The sequence below is a fragment of the Tatumella citrea genome, from assembly GCF_002163585.1.
GTDB lineage: Bacteria > Pseudomonadota > Gammaproteobacteria > Enterobacterales > Enterobacteriaceae > Tatumella > Tatumella citrea.
The window spans coordinates 496,885-522,767 of record NZ_CP015579.1 but is presented as its reverse complement, the minus strand read 5'-3'; the positions used below and the strand labels follow the sequence as shown (position 1 = coordinate 522,767).

At 53.6% G+C, this 25,883-nt stretch carries 24 protein-coding genes; 14 read left to right on the top strand and 10 right to left on the bottom strand.

Annotation, left to right across the window (positions count from 1 at the left end; all coding sequences use genetic code 11):
• The first annotated feature begins 316 nt into the window (after positions 1–316).
• The 6 genes from A7K98_RS02555 to gsiD all read left to right on the top strand — a co-directional run bounded on the left by A7K98_RS02555 (position 317) and on the right by gsiD (position 7,673).
• Positions 317–1,102 (top strand): acetoin reductase, encoded by a 786-nt coding sequence (locus tag A7K98_RS02555; RefSeq protein ID WP_087487150.1) that lies wholly within the window; start codon positions 317–319, stop codon positions 1,100–1,102.
• Between the two features lie 237 nt (positions 1,103–1,339).
• Positions 1,340–2,305 carry an isoaspartyl peptidase/L-asparaginase family protein gene (locus tag A7K98_RS02550; RefSeq protein WP_232461584.1) on the top strand — a complete coding sequence of 322 codons (966 nt, stop codon included), beginning with the start codon at positions 1,340–1,342 and terminating at the stop codon, positions 2,303–2,305.
• Between the two features lie 9 nt (positions 2,306–2,314).
• The gene (locus A7K98_RS02545; RefSeq protein ID WP_198361133.1) at positions 2,315–4,174 is read left to right on the top strand and encodes a dipeptide ABC transporter ATP-binding protein; all 1,860 of its coding nucleotides are present in this window, start codon (positions 2,315–2,317) and stop codon (positions 4,172–4,174) included.
• Positions 4,175–4,249: 75 nt separating this feature from the next.
• Entirely contained in the window at positions 4,250–5,788 is a 1,539-nt protein-coding gene (gsiB, locus tag A7K98_RS02540; RefSeq protein WP_087487148.1) for a glutathione ABC transporter substrate-binding protein GsiB, read from the top strand.
• A gap of 46 nt (positions 5,789–5,834) precedes the next feature.
• Positions 5,835–6,755, top strand: coding sequence for a glutathione ABC transporter permease GsiC (gene gsiC, locus A7K98_RS02535; RefSeq protein ID WP_087487147.1), 921 nt, complete (start codon positions 5,835–5,837; stop codon positions 6,753–6,755).
• A gap of 9 nt (positions 6,756–6,764) precedes the next feature.
• The gene (gene gsiD / locus A7K98_RS02530) at positions 6,765–7,673 is read left to right on the top strand and encodes a glutathione ABC transporter permease GsiD (protein WP_087487146.1); all 909 of its coding nucleotides are present in this window, start codon (positions 6,765–6,767) and stop codon (positions 7,671–7,673) included.
• A gap of 52 nt (positions 7,674–7,725) precedes the next feature.
• On the opposite strand, the gene A7K98_RS02525 is transcribed toward gsiD, so the two are convergent.
• Together A7K98_RS02525 and A7K98_RS02520 are read right to left on the bottom strand one after the other, a co-directional pair.
• A complete protein-coding gene (locus tag A7K98_RS02525) occupies positions 7,726–8,280 on the bottom strand; it encodes a YceI family protein (RefSeq protein ID WP_087487145.1) in 555 nt (184 codons plus the stop codon).
• 58 nt (positions 8,281–8,338) lie between these two features.
• Positions 8,339–9,277: a LysR family transcriptional regulator gene (locus tag A7K98_RS02520; RefSeq protein WP_087487144.1), complete on the bottom strand. Its 939-nt coding sequence runs from the start codon at positions 9,275–9,277 to the stop codon at positions 8,339–8,341.
• A 115-nt stretch (positions 9,278–9,392) separates the two neighbouring features.
• Between A7K98_RS02520 and A7K98_RS02515 the strand changes: the two genes are divergently transcribed.
• On the top strand, positions 9,393–10,703 hold the full coding sequence (locus A7K98_RS02515) for a serine hydrolase domain-containing protein (RefSeq protein ID WP_087487143.1): 1,311 nt from the start codon (positions 9,393–9,395) through the stop codon (positions 10,701–10,703).
• A gap of 40 nt (positions 10,704–10,743) precedes the next feature.
• Here A7K98_RS02515 and A7K98_RS02510 read toward each other — a convergent pair whose 3' ends face one another.
• The 6 genes from A7K98_RS02510 to A7K98_RS02485 are packed head-to-tail and all read right to left on the bottom strand — an operon-like array spanning position 10,744 to position 17,902.
• On the bottom strand, positions 10,744–11,868 hold the full coding sequence (locus A7K98_RS02510) for an alkylhydroperoxidase domain protein (RefSeq protein WP_087487142.1): 1,125 nt from the start codon (positions 11,866–11,868) through the stop codon (positions 10,744–10,746).
• On the bottom strand, positions 11,865–12,890 hold the full coding sequence (locus tag A7K98_RS02505) for a putative FMN-dependent luciferase-like monooxygenase (RefSeq protein ID WP_087487141.1): 1,026 nt from the start codon (positions 12,888–12,890) through the stop codon (positions 11,865–11,867). The genes A7K98_RS02510 and A7K98_RS02505 overlap by 4 nt, the downstream gene beginning before the upstream one ends.
• Positions 12,887–14,500, bottom strand: a complete 1,614-nt coding sequence (locus A7K98_RS02500) for a dipeptide ABC transporter ATP-binding protein (RefSeq protein WP_087490332.1) — start codon at positions 14,498–14,500, stop codon at positions 12,887–12,889. Before A7K98_RS02500 ends, A7K98_RS02505 begins: the two co-directional genes overlap by 4 nt.
• Before the next feature lie 11 nt (positions 14,501–14,511).
• The gene (locus A7K98_RS02495; RefSeq protein ID WP_087487140.1) at positions 14,512–15,366 is read right to left on the bottom strand and encodes an ABC transporter permease; all 855 of its coding nucleotides are present in this window, start codon (positions 15,364–15,366) and stop codon (positions 14,512–14,514) included.
• Positions 15,363–16,307 (bottom strand): ABC transporter permease, encoded by a 945-nt coding sequence (locus tag A7K98_RS02490; protein ID WP_198361132.1) that lies wholly within the window; start codon positions 16,305–16,307, stop codon positions 15,363–15,365. Before A7K98_RS02490 ends, A7K98_RS02495 begins: the two co-directional genes overlap by 4 nt.
• Positions 16,308–16,321: 14 nt before the next feature.
• Complete coding sequence (locus A7K98_RS02485; protein WP_087490331.1) at positions 16,322–17,902, bottom strand: TIGR04028 family ABC transporter substrate-binding protein; 1,581 nt, start codon at positions 17,900–17,902, stop codon at positions 16,322–16,324.
• A gap of 366 nt (positions 17,903–18,268) precedes the next feature.
• On the opposite strand from A7K98_RS02485, the gene cbl reads away from it, so the two are divergent.
• Complete coding sequence (gene cbl / locus A7K98_RS02480; RefSeq protein ID WP_087487138.1) at positions 18,269–19,225, top strand: HTH-type transcriptional regulator Cbl; 957 nt, start codon at positions 18,269–18,271, stop codon at positions 19,223–19,225.
• Positions 19,226–19,262: 37 nt separating this feature from the next.
• Here the strand turns inward: cbl and A7K98_RS02475 are convergent, their stop codons facing one another.
• Entirely contained in the window at positions 19,263–20,246 is a 984-nt protein-coding gene (locus tag A7K98_RS02475; protein ID WP_087487137.1) for a Gfo/Idh/MocA family protein, read from the bottom strand.
• A gap of 172 nt (positions 20,247–20,418) precedes the next feature.
• Here A7K98_RS02475 and A7K98_RS21250 point away from each other — a divergent pair, with 172 nt between their 5' ends.
• A complete protein-coding gene (locus tag A7K98_RS21250) occupies positions 20,419–20,577 on the top strand; it encodes a hypothetical protein (RefSeq protein ID WP_157665823.1) in 159 nt (52 codons plus the stop codon).
• Positions 20,578–20,617: 40 nt separating this feature from the next.
• Here the strand turns inward: A7K98_RS21250 and A7K98_RS02470 are convergent, their stop codons facing one another.
• Complete coding sequence (locus tag A7K98_RS02470; protein WP_087490330.1) at positions 20,618–21,634, bottom strand: CorA family divalent cation transporter; 1,017 nt, start codon at positions 21,632–21,634, stop codon at positions 20,618–20,620.
• Between the two features lie 241 nt (positions 21,635–21,875).
• Here A7K98_RS02470 and A7K98_RS02465 point away from each other — a divergent pair, with 241 nt between their 5' ends.
• The 5 genes from A7K98_RS02465 to ppk2 all read left to right on the top strand — a co-directional run bounded on the left by A7K98_RS02465 (position 21,876) and on the right by ppk2 (position 25,856).
• A complete protein-coding gene (locus tag A7K98_RS02465; RefSeq protein WP_087487136.1) occupies positions 21,876–22,109 on the top strand; it encodes a hypothetical protein in 234 nt (77 codons plus the stop codon).
• A complete protein-coding gene (locus A7K98_RS02460) occupies positions 22,094–22,354 on the top strand; it encodes a HipA N-terminal domain-containing protein (RefSeq protein WP_087487135.1) in 261 nt (86 codons plus the stop codon). The genes A7K98_RS02465 and A7K98_RS02460 overlap by 16 nt, the downstream gene beginning before the upstream one ends.
• Positions 22,236–22,955 (top strand): HipA domain-containing protein, encoded by a 720-nt coding sequence (locus A7K98_RS02455; RefSeq protein ID WP_157666046.1) that lies wholly within the window; start codon positions 22,236–22,238, stop codon positions 22,953–22,955. The genes A7K98_RS02460 and A7K98_RS02455 overlap by 119 nt, the downstream gene beginning before the upstream one ends.
• Positions 22,956–23,317: 362 nt before the next feature.
• Positions 23,318–24,925, top strand: a complete 1,608-nt coding sequence (locus tag A7K98_RS02450) for an inorganic phosphate transporter (protein ID WP_087487133.1) — start codon at positions 23,318–23,320, stop codon at positions 24,923–24,925.
• A 13-nt stretch (positions 24,926–24,938) separates the two neighbouring features.
• A complete protein-coding gene (ppk2, locus tag A7K98_RS02445) occupies positions 24,939–25,856 on the top strand; it encodes a polyphosphate kinase 2 (protein WP_087487132.1) in 918 nt (305 codons plus the stop codon).
• Positions 25,857–25,883: the final 27 nt, after the last annotated feature.

The following is a 25,883-nucleotide window of genomic DNA, read 5'->3' as shown; positions in this document are numbered from 1 at the left end:
GGCTGGCATTTTTTTCCTTTTTTCCCCCTGTGCTCTGGCCCCGGCCGGAGCATGAAACGATTAATCCCTGCTAATACAAAATTATCCCCTGCTACAAACCTCCGGTTAACTGAGATAAATGATTTCCGGCAAGCGGTTGCGATTTTTAGATTAACCAAATGAAATAAAAAGAAATGCAGTGATCAAAAAACAGACAAAAAATACTTTCCTTTAGCAAGGCCTTTCTGCACAGTCGAAAGGTTGATTCGCATCAAGCTTATATCAATCAGCAGATCTAATATGTTACTCACATCCTGATACGTAATGAGAGGACGATATGGCTCGTGGACTGAAAGGTAAGACAGCATTAGTGACTGGTGCAGCTCAGGGAATTGGTCGTGGTATTGCCCTGCGTCTGGCGGAGGAAGGGGTTAATCTGGCTCTGGTCGATCTGAACGCCGATAAACTGGCGGCAGTTCAGCAGGAAGTGGCAGCGAAAGGGGTAAAAACCACCGTATTTAGCGCCGATGTCAGCCAGCGTGACCAGGTGTACGCCGCGGTCGATCACGCCGAACAGGCACTCGGCGGTTTTGACGTCATTATCAATAATGCCGGGATTGCGCAGGTAAAAGCGATTGCCGATGTACAGCCGGAAGATCTCGACCGGATTTTGCGGATTAATATTGGCGGGGTTACCTGGGGTATTCAGGCTGCAGCCGCCAAATTTAAGCAGCGTAAACAGAAAGGCAAAATTATAAATGCCTCGTCGATTGCCGGACACGATGGTTTTGCACTGCTGGGAGTCTATTCCGCCACTAAATTTGCAGTACGCGCCCTGACTCAGGCCGCGGCTAAAGAGTACGCCAGCGCCGGAATTACAGTAAACGCTTACTGCCCGGGAATTGTCGGCACAGATATGTGGGTCGAAATTGATCAGCGTTTCTCTGAAATTACCGGCGCTCCGGTCGGTGAAACTTATAAAAAATATGTTGAGGGTATCGCACTCGGTCGGGCACAAACTCCGGACGACGTGGCAGCACTGGTCTCCTTCCTTGCCAGCGATGATTCCGACTATATTACCGGTCAGGCTATCCTTACCGATGGCGGGATAGTGTACCGCTAAGCCGTAAATTTTCCGGTCAGACACAGGCCCGCAGCACCGGGCCTGCTCTCCCCTCAGCCATTTCCCCCGCACCCATCAGGTTTTGTTAGCTTTTTTTTTTACTTTTCATAACAAAAGGGTATTAGCCCGAACACAGAGCAGGCTTTACAAGCCGGGCTGCAGTTTTTATAGTCAAAAAGTATAAAAAATCATAAATAACTATAACTTATTATATTCTCTATGACAGGACAGCAACGTTTGAAAACCGCGATAGCAATTCATGGCGGCGCAGGGACAATTACCCGCAGCGCACTCAGCCCGGAAAAAGAACAACTCTACCGCCAGGCCCTGCTGGATATCGTCAGTGCCGGGCAACAGATTCTGACGGCAGGCGGCAGCGCACTGGATGCCGTGACCGAAGCAGTACGGTTGCTGGAAGAGTGCCCGTTATTTAATGCCGGTAAAGGATCAGTCTTTACCCACAAAGCCACCCATGAGCTGGATGCCTGTGTGATGGATGGTCGTACCCGCCAGGCCGGCGCGGTCGCAGCTGTCAGCCAGGTGCGAAATCCGGTGTTGGCGGCACGTGCTGTGCTGGAACACAGTCCTCATGTGATTCTGGCTGGCCAGGGTGCCGATGCGTTCGCCGCCGAACAAGGGCTCGAACAGGTCAGCCCTGACTTTTTCTCTACCCCCGAACGTTTTGCCCAGCTGCAACAGGCATTACAAAATGACAGTATTCTGCGCGATCATGACGGAGCCTCCGCCGTAGCCTCAGGTGATCCTATTGATCCAAAAAGCAAATTCGGCACAGTGGGCGCTGTTGCGCTGGATGCTGACGGCAATCTGGCCTCGGCCACATCCACCGGTGGCCTGACCAATAAACGGGTGGGTCGTGTCGGCGATACCCCCCTGCCCGGCGCAGGCTGCTATGCTGATAAGCAGGTGGCAGTTTCCTGCACCGGAACCGGTGAGGTATTTATTCTGGCGCAGGCCGGATATGACGTTTCGGCACAAATCAATTATGCCGGCCGATCACTGGACGCTGCCTGTGAGCATCTGATGCAAACCATTGCTGAACTGAACGGCGAAGGCGGTCTGATTGCTATCGATGCCGCCGGCAATATCGCCCTGCCGTTTAACAGCGAAGGGATGTACCGCGCCTCGGCACAAGGTGATGAACCGCCGCAGGTCGCTATTTATCGTAATCCGCCCGCACTCTGAGGAGCTGCCATGACTGATATACATACGACAATGCTCCATGACCCTGACCGGGTGCTGCTGGCGGAAAACCTTGCGGTCTCTTTTCGCCGTGACAACCAGATATTTCAGGCCGTAGAGCAGTTGTCGCTGTCTGTCAGCCATGGAGAAACCCTGGCACTGGTGGGTGAGTCCGGCTCCGGAAAGTCGGTGACTTCACTGGCGTTGATGGGATTGATCCAGCAGGCAGGGGGCGAAGTCACCGGTGATCGCTGGTTGAGACGCAGGGACGGATCACTGTTTGATCTGGGCAATGCCGATCAACAACAGCTACGGACGATCCGTGGCGCTGATATCGCCATGATCTTTCAGGAACCAATGACTTCTCTGAACCCGGTGTTTCCAGTCGGCGAGCAGATTGCCGAATCGTTACGTCTGCATCAGGGAAAAAGCGCCAGCCAGGCATGGAAAGAGGCCCGCGAATTACTGGAACGGGTACGGATACCGGCAGCCGCCGATACCATGACCCGCTATCCCCACCAGCTGTCCGGTGGCATGCGCCAGCGGGTGATGATTGCTATGGCACTGAGTTGTCGCCCGGCGCTGCTGATTGCCGATGAACCCACCACCGCACTGGATGTCACTGTACAGGCGCAGATCCTGAATCTGATCCGCGAACTGCAAAAAGATATGCATATGGGGGTGATTTTTATCACCCACGATATGGGAGTGGTGGCGGAAATGGCCGACCGCGTTACCGTTATGCATCAGGGCAAGCAGGTGGAAACCGCCCCGTTGCGCCAGCTGTTCCAGGATCCACAACAGGAATATACCCGTGCGTTACTGGCAGCAGTCCCTACTCTGGGAGCGATGCACGGCCAGCCTCTGCCAGCCAAATTTTCTTTGCCGGGGGACGTGGTGGCAGCTGCCAGCAGTCAGCCGGATACCGTAAAACGCGATGCTCCTCCGGTATTGCAGGTCCGCGATCTGGTTACCCGCTTTGATATCCGTGGCGGCTGGCTGAACCGGGTAGAGCGTCAGGTTCACGCGGTGGAACATGTCAGTTTCGATTTATATGCCGGGGAAACCCTGGCTCTGGTCGGCGAATCCGGTTGTGGTAAATCCACCACCGGCCGTTCACTGCTGAGACTGGTGGAAAGTCAGGGGGGATCGATCACTTTTAACGGACAGCGTATCGATACATTGTCCGGATCAGCACTGGCGCATCTGCGCCGTGATATCCAGTTTATCTTCCAGGACCCTTACGCTTCTCTGGATCCCCGCCAGACAGTCGGTTTTTCGATCATGGAACCGCTGCTGGTACATAACGTTATGAACCGTGCCGATGCAGCCCGGCGCGCCGCTGAGTTGCTGGAGAAAGTTGGCCTGCTGGCAGAACATGCCAGCCGCTATCCGCATGAGTTCTCCGGCGGACAACGGCAGCGCATCTGTATTGCAAGGGCGCTGGCCCTTAATCCGAAAGTGGTGATCGCCGATGAATCTGTCTCGGCGCTGGATGTGTCAGTTCAGGCGAAGATCATTAATCTGATGATGGATCTGCAACAAGAATTTGGGATCGCCTTCCTGTTTATTTCACATGACATGGCGGTGGTAGAGCGTATCAGCCACCGGGTGGCAGTGATGTATCTGGGGCAGATTGTCGAAATCGGCCCGCGCCAGGAAGTATTTGAAAATCCTCGCCATCCTTATACCCGTAAGCTGATGGCCGCCGTGCCGGTGGCCGACCCGGATGCTCCGCGCCATCTGTACAGCACCGCAGCCGAAGAAGTGCCGAATGCCATTTACCGGCGGGGAGAATCACCTAAACGGGTGACGCTGATCCCGGTATCTGAACACCATTTTGTGGCCGACAGCGGCCATCATACTCACTGAGTTTTAACTTTTACACACTGCCCTCTGTGCGGTACAGGCCGCCTGGCATAAGAATAACGACAGGAGAACAGGACCATGAACCAGAAAACAGCTCAATGGCTGATTGCCGCCGGCCTTGTCGGCAGCAGTGCCGTCTCTTTACCTGCTTTTGCCGCCAAAGACATTGTGGTTGCCGTATTGTCTAACTTCACCACCATGGACCCGTACGATGCCAACGACACCCTGTCGCAGAGTGTCGCCAAGTCGTTTTACCAGGGATTATTTGGCTTCGATAAAGATATGAAGCTGGAAAATGTGCTGGCCGAGAGCTACACCGTCAGTAAAGACGGCCTGACCTATACCTTTAAACTACGCCCGAACGTGAAGTTCCAGGACGGTACAGACTTTAATGCCGAAGCGGTAAAAGTGAACCTTGACCGCGCCAGCAACCCGGACAGCCACCTGAAGCGCTATAACCTGTTTAAATATATCGCGCACACTGATGTGGTAGACCCGCTGACCGTTAAAGTTGTGCTGAAGCAGCCGTTCTCTGCCTTTATTAACAACCTGGCGCACCCGTCGGCGGTGATGATCTCTCCGGCAGCGCTGAAAAAATACGGTAAAGATATCGGTTTCCATCCGGTCGGCACCGGGCCGTATCAGTTTGTCAGCTGGAACCAGACTGACGATATGAAAGTGAAAAAATGGGACGGCTACTGGAAAAAAGGCTATCCGAAACTGGATGAAATCACATGGCGTCCGGTGGTAGACAATAATACCCGTGCCGCAATGCTGCAAACCGGTGAAGCCACTGTCGCTTTCCCGATTCCATATGAGCAGGCACCGTTGCTGAAAAAAGACAGCAAACTGGATGTGGTGACCTGGCCGTCTATCATGCAGCGCTATATCAGTCTCAACGTGACACAGAAACCGTTCGATAATCCGAAGGTTCGTGAAGCACTGAACTATGCCATTAACCGTGAAGCACTGGTGAAAGTGGCCTTCTCTGGTTATGCCACTCCGGCTACCGGCATCGTTCCTCCGGCAATTGCCTATGCCCAGACTTTCCCGGCACCGGTCTACGATCCGGCCAAAGCCCGTGAATTACTGAAAGAAGCCGGTTATCCGAACGGATTCCAGACTGTGCTCTGGTCATCACATAACTACACCACAGCCCAGAAGGTACTGCAGTTTGTTCAGCAGCAGCTGGCTCAGGTGGGAGTAAAAGCTCAGGTAACCGCGATGGATGCCGGACAGCGTGCGGCTCAGGTCGAAGATAAAGGCCAGAAAGAGAGCGGCGTCAGAATGTTCTATACCGGCTGGTCAGCCTCTACCGGTGAAGCAGACTGGGCACTGACACCGCTGTTCGCCACTTCCTCATGGCCACCAGCCATCTTTAATACCGCCTTCTACAGCAATCCGCAGGTTGACAAAGATCTTGCAGATGCGCTGAAAACCACCGACGACACGCAAAAAACTGCGCTCTATAAAGATGCCCAGGATCGTATCTGGAAAGATCAGCCGTGGATCCCACTGGTGGTAGAAAAACTGGTTTCGGCCAATAGCAAAGATCTGACCGGTTTCTACATTATGCCGGATACCTCGTTTAACTTTGACGATGCGGATCTGAAGTAAATGACCCGGCTGGCGGCAACGCCAGCCTTAGCCATCAGGACCGTGAATGCTTAATTACTTTATCAAACGCCTGCTGGGAATGATTCCCACACTGATAATTGTGGCAGTGCTGGTGTTTATGTTTGTCCACCTGCTGCCGGGCGATCCGGCTCGTTTGCAGGCCGGGGCCAATGCCGATGAAACCGTGGTCGCGATGGTGCGTCATCAGCTCGGGCTGGATTTACCGCTGCCTGAACAGTTCTGGCGCTATATCGTTCAGCTACTGCATGGTGATTTTGGCCAGTCAATGGTTTCTAAACGCCCGGTCAGTCAGGAAATTGCTCAGCGTTTTATGGCGACCCTGCTACTGACGATTACCAGCATGGTGTGGGCCAGTGTGTTTGGCTTAGTGATTGGTGTGGTGTCAGCTGTCTGGCGTAACCGTTGGCCGGATAAACTGGGCATGCTGCTGGCAGTTTCCGGCATCTCTTTCCCCGCATTTGCGCTTGGCATGCTGCTGATGCAAATTTTTTCCGTTCAGCTTGGCTGGTTACCGACAGTGGGTGCCGGCAGCTGGCAGCACTATGTTTTGCCCTCACTGACCCTCGGTGCTGCTGTGGCCGCCGTGATGGCCCGGTTTACCCGCTCTTCATTTATCGAGGTGATGCGGGAAGATTATATGCGTACCGCGCGTGCCAAAGGAGCATCTGAATTCAGCGTGATTTTCAAACACGGTCTGCGTAATGCCATGATTCCGGTAGTTACCATGATGGGCCTGCAGTTTGGTTTTCTGCTGGGCGGGTCGATTGTGGTGGAAGTGGTATTTAACTGGCCGGGCCTTGGCCGTTTGCTGATCGACTCGGTTTCGATGCGCGACTACCCGGTGATCCAGGCTGAAGTGCTGCTGTTTTCGTTTGAATTTATCCTGATAAATCTGCTGGTTGATCTGCTGTATGCGGCAATTAACCCGGCAATTCGCTACCGCTGAGGAAGAGCAATGAAGAACTGGCGACGTGAGGCAGCACTGAAAGCGATGCCGATGCTGAAAGAACATCAGCCCCGTACCCCGTGGCTGGAGTTCCGGCTACGTTTTCAGCAACAGCCAGTGGCAATGGGCGCGGCAATCTTTATTTTGCTGCTGTTGATCGTGGCGATTATTGCGCCATGGATCAGCCCGTATGATGCAGAAAATTTCTTTGATTATGACCGGCTGGATCAGGGGCCGACACTGGTGCACTGGTTCGGGGTAGATGCGCTGGGACGCGATATTTTCAGCCGTGTACTGGTAGGTACCCGCATTTCACTGTTGGCCGGGGTATTTTCGGTGGCAATCGGTTCGGTGATTGGCACCCTGCTGGGGTTGATTGCCGGTTACTACGAAGGCTGGACTGACCGGATCATTATGCGCATCTGTGATGTGTTGTTTGCTTTTCCCGGCATTCTGCTGGCGATTGCTATCGTGGCCATTATGGGCAGCGGCATGTCGAATGTGATCCTGGCGGTAGCGGTATTCAGTGTACCTGCATTTGCACGGCTGGTGCGCGGCAATACTCTGGTACTGAAACGCCAGACATTTATCGAGGCGGCCCGCAGTATTGGCGCCTCTGACAGCCATATCCTGCTGCGACATATTCTGCCAGGCACCCTGTCGTCAATAGTTGTCTATTTTACTATGCGTATCGGGATTTCAATTATCTCGGCTGCCAGCCTGTCATTTATTGGCCTTGGCGCTCAGCCACCCACACCGGAATGGGGCGCCATGCTGAATGAAGCCAGAGCCGATATGGTAATGGCACCCCATGTAGCACTGTTCCCCTGCCTGGCTATTTTCCTGACGGTACTGGCCTTTAACCTGTTAGGTGACGGGCTGCGCGATGCGCTGGACCCGAAACTGCGCGGACAATAATCCTGGCTGCAATGGCGGTCACCTGCCCAGTGTGGCGCAGGTGACCCGCTACCTACTGCGCACTGTCAGCGTACAACACGATATCGACCCGAATTGGATCACTGACCAGTGCCGGGTATTGTCCCATCCCGAAGGACTGTCGTGAAATAGTGGTCTGCGCCGACAGACGAATACGTTGTGCTGAGATATCACTCTGCTGTGCATACAGCACCAGCGGTTTGCGGATATTTTTGATTTGCAGGCTGCCGAATACCCGGTAACGGCCATTGCCCAGCGCCACCATCCGGCTGCTGCTGAAGATGGCATCCGGATAAACCGGCTGATTAAAAAATGAGGCACTTTTTAGCGCGCGGGTCAGCAACCAGTTATGGGCATCAAGGCTGGCAATGGGCAGGCTGGCCTGCAGATGAATCTGCGAATCCTGCTGCTTATCAAAGCTGACATCGCCGTGAATCTCAGATAACCGGGCGTGATATTCCCTGACGCCAATCATCTGCCAGTGCAATACCAGATGACTGAGCTGCGGATTAATATGATACAACCCGGCAAACGCCGGCAGTGGCAGGCAACAGAACATCCCTGCCAGCCGCTTTACTCCCTGAATCATCGTGTTCTCCCGTCAGGGATAAAAACCAGTGGCTGATAATAAGCGCTCATCTGTCGGTTTAACAGTCCGGCAAACCAGATGACTTGTGGTCAGCGGCTGTCACTTCAGTGGTCGATTCACGCCAAAGCTGTGGCAAGCGCTGCAGCAGTTGCTGTAACAACGGCTGCCTGGCGGCGCCTGGCAACCACAGAGCGACCATCGTCAGATTCAGTCCCTGGTGCCCCACTTCGCTATCCAGCCGGTCCACTTTGTGCCAGTGTTCCGCCCCGAAGTGGACCGGAAAAAAGCCCCAGCCCTGGCCATTTTCCAGCATATTGCGAAGCGTTGCCCGTTCATTAGCATATAAAGTCTGGCCGGATATCTGCAACCGGCGGGCTGTCTGTTCTTCCTGGCTACGGTGCATCACCAGTTGCGGCACCACCGACAAGTCCAGCAAAGTAAGAGGCTGTTGACGATCCTGCAGTAAACGGCGGGAGGCATAAAAATCCAGTTCCACCGACCCCAGGGCACACCACTCCATCTGTGTACCCAGCGCCCGGTCACCGGACTGGCAGAGTGCCAGATGAGCACTCCCCTCGCTTAATGCTGCCTCAGCCTGCAAACGTGAGCCACTCCAGGCACTGAAACGAATCCCCTGTTCAGACATCAATGTAGTGATCGCCGCTGTCAGTCCGGCAGGGATAAACGGATCATAAACCATCACAAGTTCCTGCTGCTGAGGGACACGCAACGAGTGTGCATAGCTTTCAAAAGCCCGCGCCTGACGCAGTAACAGATGTGCCTGGCGGTGCAATTGTTGCCCCTGCGGAGTAAGAATCAGTTTGCGGCCTTCACGGATAAATAACCGGTAGCCCAGTGCATCTTCCAGGTAATCGAGTAAATCACGCAGGGTCGTCCGGTCTTTACCCAGGAACAATGCCGCTTTCGACAAGCTTCCCTGTTCGGCAATACAGGCAAAGGCTTCAATCTGTGAAAATGAATAGTCTAATGCTGCCATCGAATCTCCGTTTCTCATTGACTCATTTAGGGGGATTCTCCCCCATTTCGTGATTTTTTCAAGCCGGTTTACCACCCTATACTCGCCCCACAGCCGCTTAACTTAAGGAAAAAAAATGCAGGCATTATTCAAACCGGCCATGCTGGCCTTAGCTCTGGGTATTACTGTGACTACATTACCGACGGCCAGCGCGAACAGCGCAGTCTCCTGCGGCGGTGTAGCGCTCAGCGTCTGCCCGCAGCCGTTCGATGCAAAACTGCCGGATGCCAAAAAAATGCTCAGTTGGGATCAGGCCAGCCGGGTCATTGGTTTTCGTAACGATTACCGGATTTATCCGGGGGATATTTTCCGCCACGGTAAGGCCACCCCGCTGCAACGTTCGGCACGTCAGCTGCATTCCGTCAGCTATCAGGTCGGTGGCAAAAGTTATTCACTGCCGGAATATCTGCAACGGGAAAATGTCAGCGCTATGCTGGTGCTGAAAGACGGCAAAATTGCCTATAAATATCTGGGTCAGGGCAATACCGATACCACCCTGTGGACCTCCCGCTCGGTCGGCAAATCGGTGGTCTCAACCCTGATCGGCATTGCATTACAGCAGGGCAAAATCCACTCGTTAAACGACCAGATTACCCGCTATGAACCGGAGTTAGCAGGCACTGCCTGGGACGGGGTGACACTTAAACAGCTGATCACCCATACCTCCGGCGTGGCATGGAACGAAGATTACACCCAGCCATCTTCTGATTTCTCTCATCTGACGCAGTGCGAGGCAAAACCAGGCACTTATCAGTGCGTACGTAATATCGTCACCGGATTAAAACGCGCCCATGCGCCGGGCAGCACATGGTCATACTCTTCCGGTGGCGCCTGGCTGTTGGGTGATATTCTGGAGCGTGCTACCGGTATGCCACTGGCCAGCTATCTGCAGCAAACCCTCTGGCAACCATACGGCATGGCTCAGGATGGTGTCTGGCACTCCTATCAGCCAGGCCAGCATGATGTCGGCGCACATGGTTTTAATGCCACGCTGGAAGACTGGGGCCGTTTCGGTGAATTTGTCATGAACGGCGGACGCCTGCCGGACGGGCAGCAGATTCTGCCACCCCACTGGCTGCAACAGGCAGCAGACTGGACTCATGCCAGCAATTCGGTGTCAGCCGGCCATCCTGACGGTATTTATGGTTATCAGTGGTGGAATAACGCCGTACCAGCCAATGCAACGGCTGTCCGTCCAACGGCTGCGGAGTCTCTGAAAGGTTCACTGTGGGCGCTGGGTATCTATGGCCAGATCATTATGGTTAATCCGGCGGAGAAACTGGTGATTGTTCAGTGGTCAACCTGGCCACAGGCGGAACCAGATTTTGCCGCCCAGCCACTCGAAGCCTCGCTGATGTTCAGTGCGATTGCTGCACAACTGCACTAATCTGCAACACGGGGAGGCGGAAGCCTCCCCGCTACGTTGGTCAGGCCGCCGCTTCCGCCGTTTCCTCAGGAATAAATGGCTCCCCCAGAGTCAGCATCAGCCGGTTTGCCCAGGCGAAGAAAGCCGCCGACTGAAGCAGATCGGTGATTTCCAGCGTAGAAAGAGACAGACTGCGCAGACGTTGCAGATGTGCAGCAGTCAACAGCGGTGGCGTCACCGAGAGTGCAGCCACGGCCTCAATCTCTGCTTCCCAGCGTTCATTCTGACCTGCCGATAACGGATCTCCCGGCTGCACCTGTAGCAACAATGCCACATCATCCCGCTGCTTCGACAACTGCGTCGCTTTTCGGGCATGCACCGAGGCGCAATAAATGCAGCCGTTCACCTTGCTGGTGACTGCCGCAGCCAGCTCACGTTCAGCACGAGCTAAACCGCCACTGGTGTAGAAAATACCTTTATCGGTCAGTGTACGTTGTTCCAGTACCGGCAGGTTACGGCCCAGTAAGCGGAAATATTCGGAATCCTGATGCCCGAAACGGGTTAGCGTCTCCTGCTGTTCAGGGCTGAATTCAGCGAAAGGTTTCGCCACCAGCCAGGACTCCCAGCCCAGACTTTTCTGGGTAAAGGCCACCGGTGCCGGACGATGTTGGCGGGTCTGTGGATGAGTATGCCAGCGGCCTGCGGTGACCGGCGCCTGTGCTACCCCTGTATCATCCTGCAGTGGTGCCGCCAGCAGTGAAAAACCGTGGATTAACCGGCTCTGGAAACTGACAAACGCAATCAGCTGCGCCAGAGTAATAATACTGTCAGTATCCCAGCCCGCCTGCTGTAGTTTCTGCAAATCATCCGGACTGGCGGCAACCGGTTCAAATGTCAGACGGTGCGCGAAGGCCAGTGCGGCCTCCAGCCGTGGTGAAGATTCCAGCGGATGACTTAGCGATGAGTAATACTGTTGCAAAGCATCCGCATGGTGCCAGCCAGCAACGCTGGCAGCCACCACGCTACGCAGAGATAACGGGAAGTCATCACTGCCGGCGTTAAACAACGCCTGATAACTGCCCTGAGTATGTTCGGTGGCTGCACTGCGGATCTGCCGGCTTTCGGCCAGTTCAGTGCCGGCGGTAATGGCTGATAACTGCTGAACCAGATCGTGAATTTCACTCATACGTTCCTCTCTGACAATGTCTTTGGCGCATGCTTGCGCAACACAGGGGCGATATAGCGGGACAGCAGCTCCAGCGACCGGAGTACATCGGCATGTTCGGGTTCCACAGAATGCACCTGGAAGGAGATATCCGTGACCCGGGGCAGGCAGCTGTCCTGTAACAGGGAAGAGAGCACATCCGGCGGATCGCCGATATGGGCATCAAACTGGCCCATAAAATCGTCCAGAGTCTCGCCCCGTAACCGGTGGCCGGACTGGCGATAAGCGGCGGCCTGGGCGGTCAGACCCGGCAACGCCACTTTACGGGCGTACTGGCGGTCGGTCGCGACAAAAGCGGTCCGGGATGCCAGTATCCGTGGTGCGACCCCGGACGGCAGTGCTGCCAGGTAAGCATCAATAATCGGATTTTGCAGCGCATCCAACGGCAATTCTGGCTGGCCTGCCGGTCTCGGCTGAGTGCGTGACAGCATCAGACCGTGACCGGCTTTAGCGGCTTTTTCTGCCCCGGCCACCGAAAACGTGGCGATCCAGATTTTATCTGTAAGGCCCGGCGCTGCCGGATAGAGCTGATTCGCGGTATCCGCCAGTGCCTGCCCCTGCCATGCCTGTTGCAGAGTGCCCAGATTGCCGGCAAAGACCTCCCCCCGCTGCTCAAAGCTCAGCCCGAAGGGTTCAAATGACGTCGGTGTACCTCCGGAACCTAACCCCAGTTCCAGACGTCCGCCGGTCAGCAGATCCAGCACGGCGGCATCCTCGGCCACCCGAATCGCATTCTCCATCGGCAAAGTGATAATCGCGGTACCTAAACGAATATTACGGGTCACCGCGCCGACGTGGGCCAGAAACAACAGCGGCGAAGGTAAGCCCCCTTCCTGTTCATGGAAATGGTGCTGGGCCACCCAGGCACTGTCAAAACCGAGCGCCTCTGCGTGGCGGATCTGCTCCGTCGCCAGACGGTAGCGCTCTGCCGCCGGAGCTTTATCCAGCAATCGGGTGAAAAATCCTATCCGTTTTTCGCTCATACTACGGTCTCCACTGACGGGTTGAATGCCGGGATCGCGTTGATAAGTTGACGGGTATAATCGTCTTGCGGAGCGGCAAACAGCTGCGCCGTCTCGCCTTGTTCGATCAGCCTGCCACCACGCAATACTGAGACATGATGGGCAATACGCCGCACTACCTGTAAATCGTGGGTAATAAACAGATAAGTCAGTGAGAGTTTTTTCTGTAATTCACTGAGTAACGCCAGTATTTGTGACTGCACTGTCACATCCAGTGCCGAAGTCGCTTCATCCAGCACCAGGATCTCCGGCCGCAGGATCAGCGCCCTGGCGATCGCTACCCGTTGCCGCTGTCCGCCGGATAATTGCTGCGCTCGCCGCAATAACAGGGCCGGATCCAGGGCCACCTGGCCCGCCACCTCTTCTACCCGCTGCTGACGCTGTGCACGGGTCAGCGAGGTGAAATTCAGTAATGGCTCTTCGATGATGGTGAATAAGGTCTGATGCGGATCCAGTGACGAAAAAGGATTCTGATAAACAAACTGAATTTTCTGCCGTAACTGCCGCCAGCCTTCACGTGACAGGCCGGGAGTACTCTGACCACTTATTTCGATATCACCGGCATCCGCCTGTTCAAAACCCAACAGAATCCGCGCCAGAGTAGTTTTACCGGACCCGGATTCGCCGACCAGCGCGTGGGTGGTCCCACGGGATACTGTCAGCGAAATATCCTGTAATGCCTGCATCTGCTGTTTACGGCTCAGAGAAAACTGTTTTGCGACCGAAGAGATGCGGATCACCGGTGAACTGTCGGCCACGGTAACCGGCAATGTCCCGGCCGGGGCATAATTTTCCCGCACACTGGCCAGCAACTGTTGTGTATAAGCATGCTGCGGATGGCGAATCACCTGCTCCGTCGGCCCCTGTTCCAGCAGGCGACCTTCGCGAAAAACCACCAGCCGGTCAGCATGCTCACTGGCCAGCGCCAGTGAATGAGTGACAAACAGTACCGCAGTACCGTATTCATGCCGCAGCTCATCAATCAGGTTCATAATCAGCTTCTGCACAGTAACATCCAGGGCACTGGTCGGCTCATCAGCAATGATCAGTGCCGGTTTCATGGCAATTGCGATGGCAATCAAAACCCGCTGTTTCATCCCGCCGGACAGCTGGTGTGGATACTGGAAAATGCGTTGTTCCGGATGGCTCAGTCCGACCCGACGAAACAGCTCAGTTACCTGTGTGCGGCGTTGTGCACGGGAGAGCCGGGGACCTTTCAGTAGCAGCACTTCTCCGACCTGTTCACCGAGGGTTTTCAGCGGATTCAGTGAATTACCCGGGTCCTGGGGGACCAGAGAAATCTGAGCACCCCGCAGGCTGTCCAGCCGGCGGGATGACCACTGGCTGATATCTTCCCCGTTAAACAGGATCCGGCCACTGCTGCGCCGACCATTCTCTGGCAACAGCCCCATCACGGCCTGGGCAGTGGTGGTTTTCCCGGAACCGGATTCCCCTACCACCGCCAGCATTTCGCCGGCATTCAGACTGAAACTCACCTGATGCACCGTTTCACGCCACTGGTCATCGGAATGATAAGCCAGCGTCAGCGCGTCCAGCTGTAAAACCGGCACGGTCTGCGTTGTCATAGACTATCTCCTGATAAATAGTGGCTGATGCGGTTAGCCGCCAGAACTACGGCGATCACCACCCCTCCGGGGAATACCGACAGCCACCAGGCAGTCGCCAGATAGTTACGCCCTTCGGCGATCATCAGCCCCCATTCAGGTACCGGAGGCGGGCTGCCAAACCCCAGAAAACTCAGGGTAGATAATGCCAGGATCGCCTGGCCAAATTGCAGGGCAGAGAATGCCAGTAATGTCGGCAGAGCATTCGGCAACACATGGCGCAGGAACACTGTCGGAAAACGCCCGCCACTGCCAAACGCAGCTTCGATATAATCCTGACGACGGATACGTAATACTTCCGCCCGTGACAACCGGGCAAAATTGGCGACCGAGGCACAACCGACTGCCAGTGCCGCATGAAAGGTCCCCATACCCAGCAGAATAATAATGCTCAGTGATAACAGCAGCGCCGGAATGGACAACAGCACATCGACCAGCCGCATGACCAGATTTTCCACCGACAGACGGCTGAAGGCAGCCAGCATTCCGGCAGCGGCACCCACCACCAGCCCGACAGCTACCGCGGCAACCGCAGCCGATAATGACCAGCGGGTGCCATAGATAATCCGGCTGAGCAGATCACGTCCCAGTTGATCGGTGCCCAGCCAGTGCCTGCTGTCCGGAGGGGTCAGCTGCGTACCGGCAACCCCGCTGTAAGGGTCGTAATGGGCAAACAGTTGTGGAAACAGGGCAGCCACTACCGCCAGGACGATGACTGCCCATGCCAGCCACAGACCGGGTGTGATGCGTAAACGCCGGACCTTGTGTGGTTGATTTTTGCGTTGAACACGCAGGCTGTCGATAGCTGTCATACTTTCCCCTGCGAGGTAATGTTAAGACGCGGGTCCAGTAACGGGGTCAGCAGATCCGCCAGCAGATTAATTACTACGTAGGACAGTGCTGAAATCACCACCACTGCCTGCAACACATTGTCATCCTGATTGTTCACTGCCTGCCAGGTCACCTGTCCCAATCCGTTCAGGCCAAATACCGTTTCGGTTACCAGTGCGCCGGCGATCAGTTCCCCCAGCAACAGACCGGCAACCGTCAGCAATGGCAGGCTGGCATTACGCAATACATGGCGGAACAGTACCCGTAACTGGCTGACACCGCGCGAACGCGCCGCTGCGACAAATGGCTGAGTCCGGACCTGATCAATGCTGCGCATAAATATTTGTGCCAGAGGAGCCGCAATCGGTACCGCCAGAGTGATCACCGGCAGGATCATCCCGCCGACCGGTGAGGGGTTGATCACCGAAACCCAGTGCAGCCGGAATGAAAAGATCTGAATCAGGACAATCCCGAGCCAGAATACCGGCAACGAAACCAGCAGCGAAGGCAGTGAATACAGACTGTTACGCAGCCAGTGCAGCCCGGGCAGCCATGCGAGAATGGCGATCCCGGGACCGATAATCAGCGCCAGAATAAAGCCGGGGATCACCAGTTTCAGCGTCTGTGGAAAGTTGGTTGCCAGCACATCGGTCACCGGTACCCCGAGCTGCACCGAATAGCCCAGGTTGCCGTGCAGTACTGCGGTCAGAGCAGAAAAATATTGCTGCCAGGCCGGGACCCCGTCACCGTATAGCTTACGCATCTGCTCAATCTGGTCGGCGCTCAGTCCCAGCGAAGGGTCAAGAAACTTAATCATAATGGCGTCGCCGGGCAACAGCTGCAACAGCACAAAAGACAGTGTCCAGGCTGCCCACAACACCAGAATCCCCTGCAGTACCCGTTGCAGCACATAACGCCCCATAATTACGCCTCCGCTTATTTCTTATCTAACCAGGCATCGTAGAACGATGGCCGGCCAACGGCTTCAAAACTCACCCCTTTCAGCCACTGCGCGCCGGCGAAGACCTGCGGTTCTTCGAAAATCGGGATCACATACGCCTGTTCCAGCAGGTAGCGCTGCACATCGCCGGTCAGTTTCAGGCGTTGTGCGTTATCGGTTTCCTGAGAGATTTTCAGCAGCAGGTCATTCAGCTTGTCATCGCGGAAGCTTTTGACTTTATTGCTGAGTCCACCTTTTTGCAGCAGCAGATCACGGTTGGTTGGATAAAAATCACTTTTGATCACATCCGGATCGGCCCTGCCAACCTCTGCCACCGCCAGTGGAGCTTTCAGAGGATCAAGATTATTCAGCGCGGAAGTCCCGGCATCGGCCGGACGGACATTGAGGATCACACCGATCTCACGCCACTGACGGGCAATCAGTTGCAGTACCTGCTGGTTTTGCGGCTGTGGCAGGGATACATAGACACTCAGTGACAGCGGTACACCATTTTTCTGGCGAATTCCGTTGCTGCCGGTGATCCAGCCCGCTTGATCCAGCAATTTCTTCGCCTGTTGCGGATCGTAAGTCAGCAGATTTTGTAGCGGCACATAGCCTAAGGCGGTGGAGGCAATTACCGAGGTGGCTACCGGATAATTAGGCGAGAACAGGGTATCGACAATTTGCTGGCGGTTAGTTGCTATCAGTAATGCTTTGCGCACACGAACGTCAGAAACCAGCGGATTATCCGGACGGAAACTCAGGCTGTCATTCACCCCCCGGGTGGGTTCGGCATAAATCGTCAGATGCTGCGCCGCCACGCGTTTTTCGTCATAGGCCTGAATCTGGCGAATAAAATCTGCCTGACCGGCCAGCAATGCGCCGATACGGACACCATCTTCAGGAGTCACAAGGAACTGAATGCCATCCAGATAAGCACGCCCCTGGTGCGGGTCATTCACCGGTCCCCAGTGGTAATCTTTACGCGCGACCAAATCCAGTTCATGACCGAGAGTTTCCGATTTCACTACAAACGGACCGGAACCAATAATATTTCGCGCATCGCCTAACTGGTCAAAACTTTTATTCAGAGTCGAGAGCGACACCAGTCCGGAACCAATCGTCGAGGTCCCCTGTAAAAATCCTGGTGATGGCTGTTTAAAATAGAATTTAACCGTCAGCGGATCGATCACTTCGCTGTGGTCATAATTATTAATCACTTCAGAGACCGGGAAATGCTTCTGTTTATTTCCCAGGCCATAAGTATCGAAGTTTTTAGCTACAGCTTCAGCGTCCAGTGGTGTGCCGTCAGAGAAGGTCACTCCCGGGCGCAGTTTAAACGTCCACTCAGTCTTTTGTGGATTGCTGCTCCAGCTTTGAGCAATCCAGGGTTCAATCGCCAGTGTTTTGGGGTTTTGCCAGGTGAGCTTATCGGTTATCTGATTCAGGACTCCCCCGTTCGGGTAGAACCCACCGGCCGGCGGATAGAGGTTGGTATGTGCCTGCTGTTCCAGATAAATTAATGTGCCCCCCTGATGAGGCTGATCTGCAGCCCATGCCGGTAGTGCAGCCACCATCAGTGTGACCAGCAAATGTTTTTTAAAGCTCGTTAAACGCCACCCTTTCATTCACTGCCTCTTTAATTATAAAAACCAGCCCGGATTTCATAATAAGAGCCGTGGAATTGAGAGTTGAAATAACAAAAATGGCAAAGCTTGGATGAAAATAAACTAACCTCCTCCCTGAGCATAAAAACCAGGAAATTATTGCTGTTTTATGCCACTGCGTGGAGGAATTTACTCAACAACCGGCCCGGGCTGCTCTTATGAGCGTGAATTCCCGCGCATATACCGTTCCGGTATATCTGAAAAGTTTTAATTATTTACCCCGTCAGGGGATTTTTTTTATTTTATTGGGGTAACTCTTTCAGAAAAGTGAATAACATGAACTTCCAGCAGCTAAGAATTATCAGGGAGGCATCCCGGTGCCAGTTTAACCTCACCGAGGTAGCCAAAACCTTATATACCTCGCAGTCAGGGATCAGCCGGCACATCCGTGAACTGGAAGAAGAACTGGGGGTGGAACTGTTTATCCGTCATGGTAAGCGAATGCTGGGTCTGACCGGGCCTGGCAAAGAGATGCTGACCATTGCCCGCCGCATTCTCGATGATGCCGGCAAAGCACGGCGTTTAGGCGAACTTTTCACTGGTCAGCAGGATGGCGTGCTGACTATTGCCACCACCCACACTCAGGCCTGCTATTCACTGCCGGATAAGATCAAACTGTTTCGTGAGCTGTATCCTAATATCCGTCTGGTGTTGAATCAGGGCACCCCGGAAGAGATTCGCGCCATGGTTAGTGCCGGGACGGCTGACCTTGGAATAGCTTCGGAAGTGCTGTCAAACAGCGAATCATTACGCGCATTTCCCTGGTTTAAGTGGAATCATAAAGTACTGGTTCCCCGTCAGCATCCGTTGGCTGATCTGACCGATGTCACTCTTGAACATCTGGCGGCATGGCCGTTAATTACTTATCGCAGCGGGATGACCGGGCGTTCAGCTATCGACCAGGCTTTTGAAAGTGCCTCGCTAAAAACTGATATTGTACTTAGCGCTCAGGACTCGGATGTGGTTAAGACCTACGTCAAACTGGGAATGGGCATCGGGATTCTGGCAGAAACGGCAGTGACTGAAGAGGATGAAGGAGTCAGTTCACTGGATGTTCGCCATCTTTTCTCAGCCAGTACCGTCTGGCTGGCCGTCAAACGGGGTCAGTTACAGCGCGATTATCTGTGGCAGTTTATGATGCTGTGTAACCCGAATCTGTCTGTTGATGAGCTAAAAGCCAATGCGCAAAACAGCACAGCAGCCAGTGAGGTAGCCTACAATTTCGAAATCTGAGGGCTGCCGCGATGGCGGCCCCCCTTTTCTTTCTGGCTTAATCTGTCTTGTCAGCAGGGAAACGAACACCGGTCTGGCGGCGGATTTCAGTCAGTAACCTTGAGGTGATAAGGCTAACCTGCAAGGCCGGATGGTCCACTATCCGGTCAGCCACCAGCCGGGCAAACAATTCAGCTTCATAGCGCATGGTATTGTCGTACTGCGGCACACTTAAAGCCTTTGGCTTCGCTCCACGCAGATGCAGAGTCACTCCGTCGCAGGTCGACAATTTATCGATAACCAGAGCCCCCTGCTCTCCCTGGATTTCGCTGCCCAATACCGAATCGCTGACTTTTGAATGCAGAATTGTGACATCAAAATCGCCGTAATTCAGTACCACTGTACCGTGTGCATCCACCCCGCTATCCAACAGGCTGGCTTCTGCAATCACCCTCTGTGGCTCTCCCCACAATGCCACGGCACTGGCCAGCGGGTAAAAGCCGATATCCATCACCGAACCGTTGGAAAATGCCGGGTTGAAAGTATTCGGATTCTCTCCGGCCAGATAACGCCCGTAACGTGATGAGTACTGACAATAATGCAGCAGGGCCTTGCGCAGGGTACCCAGCTCCGGCAGCGACTCACGCACCACCCGGAAATTAGGCAATGTCGCGGTTTTAAACGCTTCAAACAGTACGACCTGATGCTGTCTGGCACAGTCGATCATCTGCTCTGCTTCGTGAACATGAGAAGCAAAAGGTTTTTCGCAGATAACATGCTTTCCATGCTGCATAAACAGACAGCTCTGTTGGCAATGCAGTGAATTCGGGCTGGCAATATAAACCGTATCGACCTGCGAGCTTTCGGCCAGCTGCTGCAGATCGGTAAACAATGCTGGTTTGCCATATTTTTCAGCAAACGAGGCTGCCTGTTCCGGTTGACGAGAGTAAACGGCAGTCAACTGATACAACCCGCTATCCAGCGCGGCGGTGACAAAGCTATCCGTGATCCAGTTCGTTCCTACTACGGCTAAACGTAACATCGCTTTTTCTCCTGCAATAACCTGTGAATGTCTCTCAGCATAGCGGCAATCCTTCGTTAAGTCGCCGGTTCTCAGGCCACCCGGATACTGCCCGCGAGAGTGATCACAGAATTGTCATCTGCGGCTGTCATGCTGACCCTGATAATTCGATATTCAGCCACCACGAGGTTTCATGATGACATCAACTTACGCGGTACAAATTGAAGATATCCTGGCTTCCGGCCAACGCTACCTGTCCGACGAAATTCAGAGCCCGGAACGCAGGGCGGCCCGTGATCGCGAAGAGTATGATGATCAGGGCAGTGCTCCCGAACTCTGCTTTGATGAATAACTGACAGCCAGTGGCGGTGCAGCAACTGCAGGTGCCGCCCTCAACGACTTCGTTTATATACCCATAAGCAGGCCAGCAGGGTAAACAGGATCACCAGTCCCACCAGATGGAAAAAACCGTGATGATCACTGGCCAGCGGGATACCCCCGACATTCATTCCAAATAGCCCGGCAACAATATTAATCGGCAGCGCCAGCACCGTAATTATTGTCAGTAAATAAAGTGTACGGTTGTTCTGTTCCATCAGTTGCGCCCCGGCTTCCTCCTGCAACAGACGAATCCTCTCCATCAGGTTACCCAGGTCATTCAGCCCTACGCTAAATTCTTCACTGAATTCACGCAGCTCACGGGTTTGTTGTTCAGCCAGCCATTCCGGCGGGCGATTCAGCAACCGAAACAGAGCCGCCGGTTCCGGAGCCAGCAGGCTTTGTACCCGCAACAGACTACGGCGGATTTTACTCAGTATGGTCCGGTTATGCCGCATCGCGCTGTTAAACAGTCGTTCCTCAATCTGGTAAACGTCATAACTGGCCTTGCGAATGATCGACTCCAGGCAGTTTTCCTGAATCTCCAGCAACCAGAACAGCATCTCTTCGGCACGGGTAAAGGCCAGCTCCGGCAGAGTTGCCACCATTTTTTCGATCATGCTTACCGGCTTGTAACGGGCGGTGATCAGAATTCCACGGCGGCACCAGGTCCAGAGGGTGGCATTATCGATCTGGCTGCCCTGGTGCTCCAGCCGCACATCGTTTAATACCGTAAACATTGCATCACCCTGCAGAGCAATTCGGGTACGTGAGGAAGTGGCATTTATCTCATCAAGAAAATCATCATCAGGTAAGAAATGTTGACGCAGCCAGCGCCCTGCGGCAGCGTGATTAAGGTTAATATGCAACCAGATAAACCCCTGTTCGGTGGAAGGTTGCTGTGCCAGTGTGACCAATGCCTCTGCCGATTTGCGTTGCGGTGCTGCACCGGCAGAAAAATAATAGCCATACATCAGCCCGGAAACTTCCTCCGAAAAATCAGTCGGGCGGGGAAAGGCACTCTGCACCATAGTCATTTCTCTGTTGTTCAGGGTAATAAGTAACGATCGTATGAGTGAAATATTTCAGTCATATTAACACCACAAAAAGAGCTATTTTCTCCCCGGGCAGTGGAGATAAAGCCCGGTGAATCTCTGTGAACTGACTTCAGAATATACGAACAAAGTGTCATATCTGATACTTTTCAGATGCACCATATCTTTTACTGTGCTAAAAGTAACCAAAAGTATCAAATATGACACCGGTGGAGATATGTCAGGCCAAACCAGAAATCCGTTGATCAAATTGCCGACCGAGCAGGAACTGAGTGATTTGCTAAAAAAGAAGATGAAAGAATCTTCGGTGACCTATGAAGATATGGCTCTGCAAATTGATGTATCGCTGGCGACATTTAAACGTCTGATTAAGCGCCCTTACGACGCTAAATTATCCACTATTCAGGCGCTGATCAGGGAAGTCGGTGGCGAATTATGTATAGAAATCTGAGTGTGCTTTTATACGGAGAGCCAGTTGGGGAACTGCTTCAGACCGATGAAGGTTATACCTTTTCTTACCTTCCTGATTACCAGGGGCATCCGTTATCACTCAGCCTGCCGGTGACCAGCCAACCTGATTTCTCAGTACAATTGCACCCGTTCTTTAAAGGGCTGGCCCCTGTTTGGGCTCATCCCTTTTGCAACGGAAGGCCCCAGCCAGCCCGCGGAACTGACCTTTATCATAAAGCGCTATGACCGCGGAGATGACCGGAAAATACATCAGGAACAACTGGATGGTGCGATGGCAGTGCCTGATAAATATGGTCTTAATGAACAGTCTGAGCACACGGTAAGTTATGAGCGTGCCGCTAAATTTGTCGCCGGGTATGTAGATTCATCGCTGGCCGGTAAGCGGGATATCTTTTTGCGTATCCTGTGTGCGTATCTGTTTGGTAATAATGATTTTCATCTGAGAAATATCGGACTTCTGTATAGCCCGCAAGGCAGAGTAAGCATTGCACCGGTTTATGATTTCGTCAGCGTGGTGCCTTACCCGTCATCTTTCACCGAAGTACTGGCACTGCCATTGCTTGAACCCGAGGAACGTAATCAGGGAATTGCCCGGGGCCTGGATTCATACCTGGGAGAGTATACCGGGTATGACTTTATTGAACTGGCGGAGGGAATGGGGATTAAACCGCGGCTGGCCGAAAAATATATTACCAGCGTGACTGTCCAGCGAGACAGAATACTTTCAATCATTGAATCCAGCTACATGCGCAATCAGCATAAAAGCGATATATCAGCGTATATCCGCCGCAGGGTAACGTTACTGAATACTTTTACCCTCGATTAATACATCTTCCGCAATCTCATGCAACGCTGTATCCACAGAGCGCTTCAGGCTCGTTCACAACAGCAATCATTTCAACTCTGATTCGTCACCGGCAGAAAAATAATAGCCATACATCAGCCCGGAAACTTCCTCCGAAAAATCAGTCGGGCGGGGAAAGGCACTCTGCACCATAGTCAGTTCTCTGCTGTTCAGGGTAATAAGTAACGATCATATGAGTGAAATATTTCAGTCATATTAACACCACAAAAAGAGCTATTTTCTCCCCGGGAAGCCAGATTTACAGGCGCATTCATCTGACTGTCATAAAGTGCCGCTATTTATACAGCGGTCATCAACTACGATGAATACACTGTGAGATTACTATGAGCCAAAACAGCCTCCCGCTGGGCAACCGGGATGTTAGCTCCCCGGTCCAGCAGCATCGCCAGGGTAAGCGCCCGGCAATTATTGTCGGAGTACTGGCACTTGCGGGCCTGGTCTTTGCCGGCCTTAACGTTTTTCAGGATGTCTCTCTGTCCGGAGACCATTTCACCAGCTACCTCTCATTTACCTTACTCGGACTGGCTCTGGTTATTGCGCTGGGATTTGAATTTGTTAACGGATTCCACGATACCGCGAATGCGGTAGCCACCGTTATTTATACCCGCTCTATGACCCCGAATATTGCGGTGGTCTGGTCAGGCTTCTGTAACTTTTGCGGCGTTCTGCTGTCCAGCGGCATGGTAGCTTTCGGGATTATCTCGCTGCTGCCGGTGGATTTGATCCTGCAGGCCAGTTCAGGGCACGGTTTTGCCATGATCTTTGCCCTGCTGTTCTCAGCCATTATCTGGAACCTTGGCACATGGTATTTTGGTCTGCCTTCCTCGTCATCTCACACAATGATCGGTTCGATCATCGGTGTGGGCGTTGCTTACGCCATCCAGGCCGGGCAGAACGGGTTGAGCGGTGTGAACTGGGGACAGGTAACCAGCGTATTCTCAGCATTACTGCTGTCGCCAATACTTGGATTTGTTCTGTCGGCAATTCTGTTGCGGGTAATGAAAAGTACCATCCGTGACCGTCAGCTGTATCAGGCTCCGAAAGCCGACTCACGTCCGCCATTATGGATCCGCAGCCTGCTGATCCTCACCTGTTCCGGTGTCTCTTTTGCCCACGGTTCCAACGACGGGCAGAAAGGAATGGGTCTGATCATGTTGATCCTGGTAGGTACCATGCCGATCGCCTACTCGCTGAACCGCTCTATGCCAGACAGCGAAGTTCCGCGGGTTGCAGCACTGGCTGAGGTCACTGGTCACCAGTTACTGCAACTGCAGCCGGTTCAGCCGGAGACAACAGCACTGGCCCGTAACCGGTTGCAGCAGTTTATCCGTCAGCCCTCCGCTGATGCCGGAACATTACCGGCACTGGGTGTGGTGCTGACCGATATCAGCCACCAGCTGCAGCAATACGGTGCGATGGATAAGATCCCCGCACATCTGGTCCCGAACATCCGTAATGATATGTATCTGGCATCGGAAGCCATTGGCAGCATGAAATCCACCAGCCTGGTAGTGCCTGCTGATACCCAACCCAACCTGAAGGCAATGAAAGCCGAACTGGACCGTTCAACCCGCTTCATCCCGATGTGGGTGAAGATTGTGGTCGCTCTGGCACTGGGCTTAGGCTCCATGGTGGGTTGGAAACGTATCGTGGTTACTGTCGGTGAGCGAATTGGTAAAACGCATCTTAACTATGCACAGGGTGCCAGCGCCGAACTGGTCGCCATGGCAACCATTGGTGCTGCAGATGTGTTCGGTTTACCGGTATCCACCACTCATGTTTTATCTTCCGGGGTTGCAGGAACAATGGCAGCCAGTGGTGGCGGCCTGCAGAAATCGACCCTGCGCAATATGATCATGGCCTGGATTCTGACCCTGCCGGTCTCCATCCTGCTGTCTGCCTTACTGTTTACACTGTTCTCACATTTCTGATCAGGACACTATTATGTCGTTACATGATAACCACAGCTCAATGCCGGAGTTTAATGCCCGGTTACTGCAGGAGTTTTATGACAGCTACGATGAAGAGCTGGAAATGGAGCTCGATGATCTGCGGCTGGATAAACAAACCCCTGAAACAGTAGATGAAAAAAACTGGCGCCGTCGCTACTTCCGCGAACTGCTGCATCTGCAGGGCGAACTGGTTAAGTTACAGAACTGGGTAACCCGTACGGGTTACCGCGTGGTAATAATTTTTGAAGGCCGGGATGCTGCGGGTAAAGGCGGGGTGATTAAGCGTATCGCCCAGCGCCTGAACCCACGCACCTGCCGCGTTGCTGCACTGCCGGCACCAAGCGATCGCGAAAAGACGCAGTGGTATTTTCAGCGCTATATCTCGCACCTGCCGGCGGCCGGAGAAATGGTCCTGTTTGACCGCAGCTGGTATAACCGCGCCGGGGTAGAAAGGGTAATGGGATTCTGTAGCCCTGAAGAACTGGAAGAGTTTTACCGTAGTGTTCCGGAATTTGAAAAAATGCTGGTTCGCAGCGGTATCAAAATCATTAAATACTGGTTTTCGATTACCGACGAAGAGCAGGAACTGCGCTTCCTGAGCCGAATCCACGATCCGCTGAAACAGTGGAAGCTCAGCCCGATGGACCTGGAAAGCCGTCGCTTATGGGAAAACTACACCGAAGCCAAGGAAGATATGCTGGGACGGACCCATTTTGCGGAAGCACCGTGGTGGATTGTGCAGGGTGTCGATAAGAAACGTGCAAGGCTCAACTGTATCAGTCACCTGCTGTCGCAGATACCTTACGAGGAACAGGACCATCCGGTAGTCGTGTTGCCACCTCGTGAGCATAAGAAAGATTACATCCGCAGCCCGGTTCCACAGCATATGATTGTGCCGGATAAATACTGACAGGCTGACGATAAAACTCACAGGCGC

Coding starts and splice junctions, on each gene's coding strand:
- A7K98_RS02555 (WP_087487150.1), top strand. CDS start 317: ATGGCTCGTGGACTGAAAGGTAAGACAGCATTAGTGACTGGTGCAGCT.
- A7K98_RS02545 (WP_198361133.1), top strand. CDS start 2,315: ATGACTGATATACATACGACAATGCTCCATGACCCTGACCGGGTGCTG.
- gsiB (WP_087487148.1), top strand. CDS start 4,250: ATGAACCAGAAAACAGCTCAATGGCTGATTGCCGCCGGCCTTGTCGGC.
- gsiC (WP_087487147.1), top strand. CDS start 5,835: ATGCTTAATTACTTTATCAAACGCCTGCTGGGAATGATTCCCACACTG.
- gsiD (WP_087487146.1), top strand. CDS start 6,765: ATGAAGAACTGGCGACGTGAGGCAGCACTGAAAGCGATGCCGATGCTG.
- A7K98_RS02525 (WP_087487145.1), bottom strand. CDS start 8,280: ATGATTCAGGGAGTAAAGCGGCTGGCAGGGATGTTCTGTTGCCTGCCA.
- A7K98_RS02520 (WP_087487144.1), bottom strand. CDS start 9,277: ATGGCAGCATTAGACTATTCATTTTCACAGATTGAAGCCTTTGCCTGT.
- A7K98_RS02515 (WP_087487143.1), top strand. CDS start 9,393: ATGCAGGCATTATTCAAACCGGCCATGCTGGCCTTAGCTCTGGGTATT.
- A7K98_RS02510 (WP_087487142.1), bottom strand. CDS start 11,868: ATGAGTGAAATTCACGATCTGGTTCAGCAGTTATCAGCCATTACCGCC.
- A7K98_RS02505 (WP_087487141.1), bottom strand. CDS start 12,890: ATGAGCGAAAAACGGATAGGATTTTTCACCCGATTGCTGGATAAAGCT.
- A7K98_RS02495 (WP_087487140.1), bottom strand. CDS start 15,366: ATGACAGCTATCGACAGCCTGCGTGTTCAACGCAAAAATCAACCACAC.
- A7K98_RS02490 (WP_198361132.1), bottom strand. CDS start 16,307: ATGGGGCGTTATGTGCTGCAACGGGTACTGCAGGGGATTCTGGTGTTG.
- A7K98_RS02485 (WP_087490331.1), bottom strand. CDS start 17,902: ATGGTGGCTGCACTACCGGCATGGGCTGCAGATCAGCCTCATCAGGGG.
- cbl (WP_087487138.1), top strand. CDS start 18,269: ATGAACTTCCAGCAGCTAAGAATTATCAGGGAGGCATCCCGGTGCCAG.
- A7K98_RS02475 (WP_087487137.1), bottom strand. CDS start 20,246: ATGTTACGTTTAGCCGTAGTAGGAACGAACTGGATCACGGATAGCTTT.
- A7K98_RS21250 (WP_157665823.1), top strand. CDS start 20,419: ATGATGACATCAACTTACGCGGTACAAATTGAAGATATCCTGGCTTCC.
- A7K98_RS02470 (WP_087490330.1), bottom strand. CDS start 21,634: ATGGTGCAGAGTGCCTTTCCCCGCCCGACTGATTTTTCGGAGGAAGTT.
- A7K98_RS02465 (WP_087487136.1), top strand. CDS start 21,876: ATGTCAGGCCAAACCAGAAATCCGTTGATCAAATTGCCGACCGAGCAG.
- A7K98_RS02460 (WP_087487135.1), top strand. CDS start 22,094: ATGTATAGAAATCTGAGTGTGCTTTTATACGGAGAGCCAGTTGGGGAA.
- A7K98_RS02450 (WP_087487133.1), top strand. CDS start 23,318: ATGAGCCAAAACAGCCTCCCGCTGGGCAACCGGGATGTTAGCTCCCCG.
- ppk2 (WP_087487132.1), top strand. CDS start 24,939: ATGTCGTTACATGATAACCACAGCTCAATGCCGGAGTTTAATGCCCGG.